At 73.5% G+C, this 11,328-nt stretch carries 10 protein-coding genes and 1 pseudogene; 8 read left to right on the forward strand and 3 right to left on the reverse strand.

The features are described from left to right. Positions 1-147: 147 nt before the first annotated feature. The 3 genes from ACZ518_RS14650 to ACZ518_RS14660 all read left to right on the forward strand — a co-directional run bounded on the left by ACZ518_RS14650 (position 148) and on the right by ACZ518_RS14660 (position 1,901). Positions 148-522 carry a hypothetical protein gene (locus tag ACZ518_RS14650; RefSeq protein ID WP_469113376.1) on the forward strand — a complete coding sequence of 125 codons (375 nt, stop codon included), beginning with the start codon at positions 148-150 and terminating at the stop codon, positions 520-522. A gap of 72 nt (positions 523-594) precedes the next feature. Then, positions 595-1,245 (forward strand): DUF3105 domain-containing protein, encoded by a 651-nt coding sequence (locus ACZ518_RS14655; protein WP_469113377.1) that lies wholly within the window; start codon positions 595-597, stop codon positions 1,243-1,245. Continuing rightward, positions 1,242-1,901 carry a DUF305 domain-containing protein gene (locus ACZ518_RS14660; protein ID WP_469113378.1) on the forward strand — a complete coding sequence of 220 codons (660 nt, stop codon included), beginning with the start codon at positions 1,242-1,244 and terminating at the stop codon, positions 1,899-1,901. Before ACZ518_RS14655 ends, ACZ518_RS14660 begins: the two co-directional genes overlap by 4 nt. A 6-nt stretch (positions 1,902-1,907) precedes the next feature. Here the strand turns inward: ACZ518_RS14660 and ACZ518_RS14665 are convergent, their stop codons facing one another. Both ACZ518_RS14665 and ACZ518_RS14670 read right to left on the reverse strand, forming a co-directional pair. Further along, positions 1,908-2,798, reverse strand: coding sequence for an alpha/beta fold hydrolase (locus ACZ518_RS14665; RefSeq protein WP_469113379.1), 891 nt, complete (start codon positions 2,796-2,798; stop codon positions 1,908-1,910). Beyond that, entirely contained in the window at positions 2,795-3,523 is a 729-nt protein-coding gene (locus tag ACZ518_RS14670; protein WP_469113380.1) for a DUF998 domain-containing protein, read from the reverse strand. Before ACZ518_RS14670 ends, ACZ518_RS14665 begins: the two co-directional genes overlap by 4 nt. A 323-nt stretch (positions 3,524-3,846) precedes the next feature. On the opposite strand from ACZ518_RS14670, the gene ACZ518_RS14675 reads away from it, so the two are divergent. Together ACZ518_RS14675 and ACZ518_RS14680 are read left to right on the forward strand one after the other, a co-directional pair. After that, complete coding sequence (locus ACZ518_RS14675) at positions 3,847-5,196, forward strand: DUF4190 domain-containing protein (RefSeq protein ID WP_469113381.1); 1,350 nt, start codon at positions 3,847-3,849, stop codon at positions 5,194-5,196. A gap of 106 nt (positions 5,197-5,302) precedes the next feature. Continuing rightward, positions 5,303-7,057, forward strand: a complete 1,755-nt coding sequence (locus ACZ518_RS14680) for an NAD+ synthase (RefSeq protein WP_469113382.1) — start codon at positions 5,303-5,305, stop codon at positions 7,055-7,057. A 36-nt stretch (positions 7,058-7,093) separates the two neighbouring features. On the opposite strand, the pseudogene ACZ518_RS14685 reads toward ACZ518_RS14680, so the two are convergent. Further along, a pseudogene (locus ACZ518_RS14685) lies at positions 7,094-8,063 on the reverse strand (endonuclease/exonuclease/phosphatase family protein). 366 nt (positions 8,064-8,429) lie between these two features. Between ACZ518_RS14685 and panB the strand changes: the two are divergent. From panB to ACZ518_RS14700, 3 genes are all read left to right on the forward strand, one after another. Further along, on the forward strand, positions 8,430-9,290 hold the full coding sequence (panB, locus tag ACZ518_RS14690) for a 3-methyl-2-oxobutanoate hydroxymethyltransferase (RefSeq protein ID WP_469113383.1): 861 nt from the start codon (positions 8,430-8,432) through the stop codon (positions 9,288-9,290). Between the two features lie 129 nt (positions 9,291-9,419). Further along, positions 9,420-10,451, forward strand: coding sequence for an ATP-binding cassette domain-containing protein (locus tag ACZ518_RS14695; protein ID WP_469113384.1), 1,032 nt, complete (start codon positions 9,420-9,422; stop codon positions 10,449-10,451). After that, a complete protein-coding gene (locus ACZ518_RS14700; protein WP_469113385.1) occupies positions 10,448-11,296 on the forward strand; it encodes an ABC transporter permease in 849 nt (282 codons plus the stop codon). Before ACZ518_RS14695 ends, ACZ518_RS14700 begins: the two co-directional genes overlap by 4 nt. Positions 11,297-11,328: the final 32 nt, after the last annotated feature.

An 11,328-nucleotide genomic window follows, 5' to 3' on the forward strand; every position in this document is an offset into this window, starting at 1 on the left:
GTGCACCACCACCCGAAAGGGACGGGGGGCACAGCCGGGCCCGTCCAGTATCGCCAGTGGTGGTTTCCGCCACATTACGCACCCCCCAAGGCCGATGGCACCCCCGCACTGACCCAGGGCCCGTCATGAGCATTACCATCAGCGCCCATGGGGGGCTGGGAGCACACGCGGAGCGGGCGCCATGGGCGCCCCGTCCGGCGTGCCGTCCTCGTGCTGCTGGTCGCGGCCGGGGTGGCGGCCGGCATGGCCTTCCTGTGCGTGCGGCCCGCGGCGGAACCCGGTCGGGTGCACGCCGGACACGGAGCGCACGCCACCTGCGTGTCCCCGTACGACCTTCCGGGCTGCTCCCCCCTCGCCCATGTGACCCCCGCCGTGCTGCCCGCCCCGCCGCCCGCCGCGGCCCTGCCCGGGAGCGGACCGGCGCCCGCCGCCCGCCCTGGCGCGGCTCCTGGGCCGGTGCGGCCGCCCGGCACCCTCGCACGCGCCCCCGGCCTGCACGTCCTGCAAGTGCTGCGGACCTGAGCGCTCCGGCGCACCGGACGGCACCAACGGCACCACCCCCACACCCCCCTCAGCAGAAGGAACCAAGGGCACATGGCCAGCAGGACGTCACAGCAGAACTCCCGCCAGCAGCGCATAGCCGAGATGCGCCGCGCCGATCAGTCGCGCGAACGGCGCAACAAGTTCCTCGCGATCGGCATCTCCACGGCGATCGTCGCCGGACTCGTCGGGTTCGGGGCCTGGGTGCTGATCGACCAGAAGCAGAAGGAGAAGGACGCGGAGGCGGCCCGCAAGGCCCCCGTCTCGGGCGAGCAGACCTGGGACGCGAAGAAGCTCGGCCGCAACCACGTCGAGACCCCGGTCAAGTACGAGATGAACCCGCCGGTCGGCGGTGACCACCACCCCCGCTGGATGAACTGCAACGGCGACGTCTACAAGAACCCGGTCCCCGAGGTGAACGCCGTCCACTCGCTGGAGCACGGCGCGGTCTGGGTGACGTACAGCGACAAGGCCGACAAGGCCGAGGTCGGCAAGCTCGCGGAGAAGGTCGGCAAGACCCCCTACACGCTGCTGAGCCCCGTCAAGGAGCAGGCCGGCGCGATCATGCTGAGCGCCTGGGGCAAGCAGCTGACGGTGGACAAGGCGGACGACCCCCGCGTGGCGCAGTTCTTCACCAAGTACGTGCAGGGCCCCCAGACCCCCGAGCCGGGGGCGGCCTGCACCAACGGAGTGGGCGAGAAGTGACCCGTACGTACTGGGCGGCGGGCGCGGCGGTCGTGCTGGCCGTGCTGTTCGCGGTGGGGGCCACGGTCGCCACCGCGAACGGCCCGGACGGCGGCGACCGTGCCGCGTCCGCCGCGCCGGCCCTGTACTCGCCGGACGCGGGCTTCGCCCGGGACATGGCCGTGCACCACCAGCAGGCGGTGGAGATGTCCTTCATCGTCCGCGACCGCACCCAGGACGAGCCGGTGCGCGGGCTCGCGTACGACATCGCGAACACGCAGGCCAACCAGCGCGGCATGCTGCTGGGCTGGCTGGACCTGTGGGGGCTGCCGAAGGTGGTGGCCGACGAGCCGCCGATGTCCTGGATGCAGTCCGGCGAGGGGCACGGCGGCCACGCGGGGCACCCGGGCGCCAAGCCCGGGGCGCTGATGCCCGGCATGGCCACCAAGGAGGAGCTGGAGCGGCTCGGCGCGGCGAACGGCCGGGACGCCGAGGTGCTCTACCTCCAGCTGATGACCGACCACCACAAGGGCGGCGTCGCGATGGCCGAGGGCTGTGCCCGCCAGTGCGGCACCCCGGCGGAACGGGCGCTGGCGCAGGGCATGGTCGAGGCGCAGCAGTCGGAGCTGAAGCTGATGGCGGACATGCTCCGCCAGCGCGGGGCGGCGCCGCGCTGAGCCCGGCTACGCCGGAGCGGCGGCGTCCAGGACCGCCCGTGCCACCTGGTGCGGGCGGTCGAGCATGACCAGGTGCCCGGCCGGTTCGGCGACCTCGAAGCGGGCGCCGAGCGCGTCGGCCAGTGCCGCCTGGCGGCCGAGCCAGCGCGGGGCGGCGGTGCCGGGCCGGCCGTCGTGGCCGGCCAGGACGGTGGCGGGGGCCTTCAGCGGGTGCTCCGCGCGCAGGGCGAGCAGTTCGGCGGCGGTGTCCGGGTAGCGGGAGTTCTCCAGGAGCGCCCCGCGCCAGACCCGGCCCGTGCGGTAGCAGCGGCGTACGAGGTCCCGCGCGGCCGGGTCGGCCGCCCGGCCCGCCCGGGAGGCCCGGACGGCGGCGTGCCGCAGCGCGGGCCCCACCGCGGCGGGGAGCCCGGCCGCGGTGACGGCCCGGCCGAGCGCGCGGGCGGCGCCGGTGCGCAGCGCGGCGGGCAGCAGCGTGCGGGGGGCCTCCTCGACGCTGGAGTCGACCAGCACCAGGGCGGCGGTGCGCTCGGGGTACAGGCGGGCGAAGGCCTCGGCGTGGAACCCGGCGATGGAGTGCCCGACGACGGTGACGGGGGCGGCGCCCAGCCCCAGCGCGTCCAGCAGCCCGGCGATCCGCCGGGCCTCGGCGGCGGCGCCGGGCGGCTCGCAGGCCGGGGCGCTGAGCCCGTGCCCCGGGCGGTCGAAGCGGATCACGGTGCGGCCCCGGGCGGCGAGCAGGGCCGCGACCGGGTCCCAGTCGAACCAGGCCATGGCGAGCCCGGCGCTCAGCACCACGGCGGGCCCGGAGCCGTCACCGCCGCCCTCGACGACCACGTGCAGCGGGACCCCGTCCACCCGGACGAAGCGGGCCGGGGGGTTCAGGGCCGGGGCCTTCACGTACGGCCCTCCTTGTGGACGGAGCGGGCCAGCAGCCCCAGCCAGAGCGCGACCAGCAGCACCTGGAGCCGCTGTCCCGCCCCGAGCGCCCAGGTCCCGTGTCCGGCGGTGAACAGGGCGATGGCGGTCAGGGTCCAGGCGGTGGCGAGCAGCTCCAGGACGACGAGGGCGGGGCCGTAGCGGGCGAGGGGCGCGAGCCGCCGGTACCGGCGTGCGGCGACGGTGAGGGCCACTATCCCGATGAGGGCGCCGGTCATGGCCAGGCTGCTGCTGACGGCGTGGGCCTGGTGGGTGGCCGGGACGAGGCCTGCGGTCTCGCGGGCGGCGCACTCCGGGTCGGCGGTCGGCCGGCAGCTGAGCGGCAGCCAGGCGTCGGCGGCGGTGGCCGCGCCGAAGAGGGTGACCCCGGCCCACCCCGCGACGGCCCAGAGACCCCGGGACTGGGGGTGGCGTACCAGTCGGGCCAGGGCGAGCAGCCCGCCGAGGAAGACGAGCAGGCCGGCGGTGAAGTCGGTGGCCCGGAAGAGGCCGCCGAGGGGCTGGTCCCGGGCGGCGAGCTCGCTGACGTAGGTCTCGATGGGGTTGAGGCCGGTGGAGAGGACGACTTCGAGCACCCAGGCGGTGTAGGCGGCCGCGCCGAGACCGACGAGGAGGGCGACGGGCCACGTCGTGGGGGGTGGGGCTCCTTCGGGACGGTACGGACGGTTCGGGCGTTCTGTACGCATGGCGTGAATGATCCTCAGCAGATCCGGCGTCGGCGCGCGGCGCCCCCGGGCGGCGCCGCCGCTGGGGATCGCCGGGATGCGCACCCTGGGCCATCCGGCCGAGTCCCACACGGGGAGAACGTGCGCGCCGGCCGCCACGTTCCCCCGGGGGTGCCGCCCCGCGGAAGTCCTGATTCCGGCACATCGGCCGATTCCGCTCCCCGGTGCGGGGGCCGGAGCCGAAACGGCTTGGAGGGGGCCGGAGGGCATGGCAGTCTGCCCGCATCGTCCGTACACCGCGCCTCCCGCCCCGTACGCCGCACACTCCAAGGACGCCGCCAGGTATGAGCACGCCCCCGAACCCGCCCGGGACCCCGTCCGGTCCGCCGTCCGAGCCCGCGGCCACGCCCATACCCGAGACGGCGAAGCCGTCACTTGAGAAGACCCCGCCGGCCGACACCCCGCCGGCGGACGTCCCGGCCTCCGAGGCACCGGCGTCCGGGGCACCTGCCCGGGAGCCGGCGAAGCCGTCGCTGACGAAGACCCCGCAGGCCGAGCCCGCGCCGGCGCAGACCCCCGCCCCCGCTCCGGAGCCGGCGGGCCCGTCGCTGACCAAGGCCCCCGCCCCCGAGCCCGCCGCGGCCCCCGAGCCGGCGCAGGCCCCGCAGCCGGAGCCCGCCCAGACCCGGGCCCCGCAGCCGCCGCCCGTGCAGGCCCGGGCCCCGCAGCCGCCGCCGGCCGCCGCGCCGGCCGGGGAGTTCAACCCCTGGGCGGCTCCCGCCCCCGGAGCCACCCCGCCGCGGTTCGCGCCGCCCGGCGGGGCCTGGGGGCAGGCCGGGCAGGCCGGCCCGCCGCCGGCCGCGCCCTACGCCGCGTACCCCGGCTACGCCGCCTATCCCGGGTACCCGCCCGTGCCCGCCGCGCCCTCCAACGGGATGGCCGTCGCCGCGCTGGTGGTGGGCCTGGTGGCCGTGCCCGTCGCCCTCGTGCCGTTCGTGTTCTGGGTCGGTGCGCTCCTCGGCATGACCGCGCTCGGCCTCGGCATCGCCGCCTTCGTACGCGCCCGGGCCGGCGCCCCGCGCAAGGTGATGTCCCTCTTCGGCGTCGCCCTCGGCGTCCTCGGCCTCGGCGCCTGCGTCGGCGGCTGGTTCCTCACCGTCACCTTCGTCGACAGGGCCGTGGACCGCGCCTCCCGGCACGTCGCGGCCGACCCGGACGGGGACTGGGACGAGGACGGGGAGGAGGACTGGGACGAGGACGAGGACTGGGAGCAGGACCCGGTCCCCACCCCGCCGCCGGGCCCCGGCATGACCACCCCGCTCGACTTCGGCCGTACGTACACGTACCCCAACGGGGTCAAGGTGAGCGTCGAAGCGCCCCGGAAGTACGCCACCAGCAGCAAGTGGATCGAGGTGGGCAACGCGGTGGAGGTGCGCTTCACCATCACCAACACCTCCGCCGAGCCCCTCCGCGTCGTCCACGCGATCCCCGAGGTCCGCGACGGCAAGGGCAACGTCGGCAGGCTCGTCTTCGACGGCCGGATGCCGAAGCGCGTCGACAGGGTGCTCCAGCCCGGCGAGACGGCCTCCGGCAGTGCCGCGTACGAGGTGCCCGGCGGCACCACGAGCATCAGCGCGGAGCTCTCCCCCGGCGTCCTGCTGCCCCCGGCGAAGTTCACCGGCCCCATCCGCTGAACCACGCGCCGGACCACCCGCGCAGCCACTCACGGAAGCTCTGATTCCGCGCCGGAACGGCCGGGACCCAGGACATCGCGTCAGAAAGACGATTACACTGGGCCCCGTGCCTCAACTTCGCCTCGCTCTGAATCAGATCGACTCGCAGGTCGGCAACATCGCCGCCAACTCCGACTCGGTCGTGCACTGGACGCGGCACTCCGCCGAGCAGGGCGCCCACCTGGTGGCGTTCCCGGAGATGACGCTGACGGGCTACCCCGTCGAGGACCTGGCCCTGCGCGCGTCCTTCGTCGACGCGTCCCGCACCGCTCTGACCGCGCTGGCCCGGCGGCTGGCGGACGAGGGGCTCGGGGGGCTCCCCGTCGTCGTCGGCTACCTCGACCGCAGCGAGCGGGCCGCCCCCCGGCTCGGCCGCCCCGCCGGCTCCCCGGAGAACGCCGCCGCCGTGCTGTACGGCGGCGAGGTCGTGCTGCGGTTCGCCAAGCACCACCTGCCCAACTACGGGGTGTTCGACGAGTTCCGGTACTTCGTGCCCGGCGACACCCAGCCCGTCGTCCGGGTCCACGGCGTCGACGTGGCCCTCGCCATCTGCGAGGACCTCTGGCAGGAGGGCGGCCGCGTCCCCGCCACCCGCTCCGCCGGGGCCGGCCTGCTGATCTCGATCAACGCGTCCCCGTACGAGCGCAACAAGGACGACGTACGCCTCGAACTGGTCCGCAAGCGCGCCCAGGAGGCCGGCTGCACCCTCGCCTACCTGGCGATGATCGGCGGCCAGGACGAGCTGGTCTTCGACGGCGACTCGATCGTCGTGGACGCCTCCGGCGAGGTCGTCGTCCGGGCCCCGCAGTTCTCCGAGGGCTGCGTCCTGGTCGACCTCGACCTCCCGGCCGCGCGGGCCGACGCCCCCGAGGGCGTCGTCGACGACGGCCTGCGCATCGACCGCGTGGTCCTCTCCGAGGAGCCGCTGGAGGCGTACGAGCCGGTCGTGACCGGCGGCTACGCCGAGCGGCTGGACGACGACGAGGAGGTCTACGACGCGCTGGTGGTGGGCCTGCGCGCGTACGTCCGCAAGAACGGCTTCCGCTCCGTCCTGATCGGGCTCTCCGGGGGCATCGACTCGGCGCTCGTCGCGGCCATCGCCTGCGACGCGATCGGCGCGCAGAACGTGTACGGCATCGCCATGCCCTCGAAGTACTCCTCGGAGCACTCCAAGGGCGACGCCGCCGATCTGGCGGCGCGGACCGGGCTGAACTTCCGCACCGTCCCGATCGAGCCGATGTTCGACGCCTACATGGGCTCGCTGGGCCTGACCGGCCTGGCCGAGGAGAACCTCCAGTCCCGGCTGCGCGGCACCATGCTGATGGCGGTCTCCAACCAGGAGGGCCACATCGTGCTGGCGCCGGGCAACAAGTCCGAGCTGGCCGTCGGCTACTCCACCCTCTACGGGGACTCCGTCGGCGCCTACGGGCCGATCAAGGACGTGTACAAGAGCGACGTCTTCCGGCTCGCCCGCTACCGCAACCGGGCCGCCGAGGAGCGGGGCGAGACCCCGCCCATCCCGGAGAACTCGATCGTGAAGCCGCCGAGCGCCGAGCTGCGCCCGGGGCAGGTGGACACGGACTCGCTGCCGGACTACCCGGTGCTCGACGCGATCCTCGACCGGTACGTGGACCGGGACCAGGGCCTGGAGGAGATCGTCGCGGCCGGCTTCGACCGGGAGCTCGTCGCGAAGACCGTGCGGATGGTGGACACCGCGGAGTACAAGCGCCGCCAGTACCCGCCGGGCACCAAGATCTCCGCGAAGGGCTTCGGCAAGGACCGCCGGCTGCCCATCACCAACGGCTGGCGCGAGCGGCCGTAGGCCGGGCCGGCCGCCCCCGGGCGGCCGGCGGCGCCGCTACTTGCGCACGGTCAGCCGGGCGGCGACCGGCAGGTGGTCGCTGCCCGTGCGCGGCAGGGTCCAGGAGGCCTCGGGCTTCGCGCCGCGGACCATGATCTGGTCGATGCGGGCCATCGGGAACTGCGCGGGCCAGCTGAAGCCGAAGCCGTTGCCGGCCGCGCCCTGCGTCGAGCGCATCTGCGAGGTGACCTCGGACAGGGCGCGGTCGTTCATGGTGCCGTTGAGGTCGCCGAGCAGGATGACGTTCTTCAGGGGTTCGGCGGCGAGGGCCGCGCCGAGCGCGTCGGCGCTGTTGTCGCGCTGGTTGGCGGTGAAGCCGGCGTTGAGCTTGACGCGGACCGAGGGCAGGTGGGCGACGTACACGCCGATCTCGCCGAAGGGGCTCGCCACGGTGGTGCGCATGGCGCGGGTCCAGCCGAGCCGGATGTCGACGGGCTTGCTGGAGGTCAGCGGGTACTTGCTCCACACCCCGACCGTGCCCTCGACCGCGTGGTACTTGTACGTGCCTTCGAGGGCCTTCTCGTAGACCGGGACGGCGCTCGCCTTGAGCTCGGTCAGGGCCAGTACGTCGGCCGTGGACTTGGCGACCGCCTCGCCGGTGCCGCGCGGGTCCGGGTTGTCGGCGTCCACGTTGTGGGTGGCGACCGTCAGGTTGCCGCCGGAGCCCGACTTGTCGGTGACCAGGCCGCCGAAGAGGTTCACCCAGACCGCGCCCGTCAGCAGTATCGCGATCAGGGCGGTCGCGGACTTGCGGACCACGGCGACGGCCAGCAGCACCGGAATGGCCACGCCCAGCCAGGGCAGGAAGGTCTCGGTGAGGCTGCCGAGGTTGCCGACGTCGTTGGACAGCTCCGCATGGAAGATCATGATCAGCGAGATCAGCGCGGCGATGCCGGCGGTGACGATCCCCCGCTTCCAGATCCCCCGGTCGCGCCGCAGCTCGGCCAGCCGGCGCTTCAGTCCGGATCCGGAGGGCCCGGGCTCGGAGCCGCCGTTCCCCGTCTCCGTCATGTACGCCTGTGCCATGCCAAAATCCTCGCTGCCGTGCTCGCGCTCCGTCCCCGCCCCTTGACCCTAGGCGATGTCGGGAGCCTTCCGTGCCGACCTCGCGGCCGTACAACCGGGAGGACGAACGGCCGTGCGGCAAGGGTTCCGGTTGTCACGAAACGCGCACATTGGCTCCGGCGCGTCCGGGAGCGGGCCAGGAGTGTGACGGACGGGTCAGCGCGTCGCAGCCCCGCCACTTCCGCCGACGGCCGGACGAGTGCCACCATGGTGGGTGAGTCCGGGGACGCCGTGAGGGCGCCTCGAGATGACACAAGGAGCAGTTGCAATGACGCATGCCGTTTCGCCTGCCCGCGAAGCCGCCTCCCCCACCCTGTACGGAGGCACTGGCACCCGGCGGATCACCGTCCGCGACCTCATGCTCGCCAAGGAGCGCGGCGAGAAGTGGCCCATGCTCACCGCGTACGACGCCATGACGGCGTCCGTGTTCGACGAGGCCGGCATCCCGGTGATCCTCGTCGGTGACTCGATGGGCAACTGTCACCTCGGCTACGACACCACCGTCCCCGTGACGATGGACGAGATGACCCTGCTGTCGGCGGCCGTCGTACGGGGCACCGGCCGTGCCCTGGTCGTCGGCGACCTGCCGTTCGGCTCCTACCAGGAAGGCGCCGTGCAGGCGCTGCGCAGCGCCACCCGGCTGGTGAAGGAGGCCGGCGTCGGGGCGGTCAAGCTGGAGGGCGGCGAGCGCTCGCTGCACCAGACCGAGCTGATCGTGCAGTCCGGCATCCCGGTCATGTCCCACCTGGGCCTGACCCCGCAGTCCGTGAACGCCATGGGCTACCGGGTGCAGGGCCGCACCGACGAGGCCGCGCACCAGCTGCTGCGCGACGCGAAGGCGGCGCAGGACGCGGGTGCCTTCGCGGTGGTCCTGGAGCTGGTCCCGGCCGAGCTGGCCGCCGAGGTCACCCGGTCCCTGCACATCCCGACGGTCGGCATCGGCGCCGGTTCGGAGTGCGACGCGCAGGTGCTGGTGTGGACCGACATGATGGGCCTGACCGGCGGGAAGATGCCGCGGTTCGTGAAGCAGTACGCGAACCTGCGGCAGACCATGGGTGACGCGGCGAAGGCCTTCGCCGAGGACGTGGTCGGCGGAACGTTCCCGCAGGAGGAGCACGCCTTCCACTAGTCCGGCACGCACCGGCGGCCCGTCGACAGCCTCGTCCGCGGGCCGCCGGTCTCCTGCCGGTCGGCCGTCGGTGGACCGTCGGTGGGCTGTCGGTCGGCTGTCGGAGCTTTGTCAGTGGCGGCTGGTCCCATGGTGGACATGACGCGAAACGACAAGACCGCCCACGCCGTGGAAGTGCGGGGGCTGGTCAAGCACTACGGCGAGACCAAGGCCCTGGACGGGGTCGACCTGGACGTCCGCGAGGGCACCGTGCTCGGTGTCCTCGGCCCGAACGGCGCCGGCAAGACGACCCTGGTCCGCTGCCTGTCCACCCTGATCGTCCCCGACGCCGGCACCGCCACGGTCGCCGGCTACGACGTGGTCCGCCAGCCCCGGCAGCTGCGCCGCGCGATCGGCCTGACCGGCCAGTACGCCTCGGTCGACGAGAAGCTCTCCGGCTGGGAGAACCTCTACATGATCGGCCGGCTGCTGGACCTGTCCCGCAAGGACGCCCGGGCCCGCGCGGACGAGCTGCTGGAGCGGTTCTCCCTCACGGAGGCCGCGAAGAAGGCGGCGATGAACTACTCCGGCGGCATGCGCCGCCGGCTCGACCTGGCCGCCTCGATGATCGGCCGGCCGGCCGTGCTCTACCTGGACGAGCCGACCACCGGCCTGGACCCCCGCACCCGCAACGAGGTGTGGGACGAGGTGCAGCGGATGGTCGCCGAGGGCGCCACCGTCCTGCTCACCACCCAGTACATGGAGGAGGCCGAGCAGCTCGCCAGCGAGCTGACGGTCATCGACCGCGGCAAGGTCATCGCCAAGGGCAAGGTCGACGAGCTGAAGGCCCGCGTCGGCGGCCGCACCCTGCGGATCCGCCCGGTGGACCCGGCCGACCTGCCGGGCATGGCCCGCGCGCTGGCGGAGACCGGCCTGGACGGCATCGCCGGCACCCAGGCGGTGCCGGACGAGGGCGTGCTGCTGGTCCCGATCCTCAGCGACGAGCAGCTGACCGCGGTGGTCGGCCTGCTGGCCGCCTGCGGGTACGCGATCGCCGACCTCGGCACCTACCTGCCCAGCCTGGACGAGGTGTTCCTGTCGATCACCGGCCAGAAGCCGGCGACGGCCGAGGGCGCCGTACCCACCCGGAAGACCGAGACGGATCAGGAGGTCGCGGCATGAGCACCGTAACCACGACGAAGCCCAGCACCGGCGCGGCCGCCACGGCCGCCTCCCCGCCGCCCGGCGAGGGCCGGATCGGCCTGCGGGCCAACCTGCGCCACATCGGCGCCCTGGTCCGCCGCAACACCCTCCAGATCAAGCAGGACCCGGAGTCGATGTTCGACGTCGTGCTCATGCCGATCATCTTCACGCTGCTGTTCGTGTTCGTCTTCGGCGGCGCGATCTCCGGCAAGGGCAACCAGGACGACTACGTCAACTACGTCGTCCCGGGCATGATGGCGATGATGGGCATGAACATCGCGATGGGCGTCGGCACCGGCGTCAACGACGACTTCAAGAAGGGCGTGATGGACCGCTTCCGGTCCATGCCCATCGCCCGCTCCTCGGTCCTCATCGCGAAGATCGTCGTCGAGCTCGGCCGGATGATGGTCGCCATCGCGATCCTGCTCACCGTGGGCTTCATCCTGGGCCTGTCCATCAAGTCCTCGGTGCTGGACCTGTTCCTCGCCATTGGGCTGTCGGCCGTCTTCGGCGCCTCGCTGATGTGGGTCTTCATCCTGCTCGGTCTGACCATGAAGACCGCGCAGGCCGTCCAGGGCATGGCGATGCTGGTCCTGATGCCGCTGCAGTTCGGCAGCTCGATCTTCGCCCCGCCCACCACGATGCCCGGCTGGCTGCAGAGCTTCACCGACGTCAACCCGCTGTCCAACCTGGCCGACGCGGCCCGCGGCCTGATCAACGGCACCCCGCTGGGCAACTCGGTGTGGATCACCCTGGCCTGGTCGGTCGCCATCACGGCCGTCACCATGCCGGTCGCGGTCCGCAAGTTCCGCCAGAAGACCTGATCCCGGGCCGGCCGGTCCGTCCGGATCGCGTC

The sequence above is a fragment of the Streptomyces sp. NPDC033966 genome (assembly GCF_055575955.1).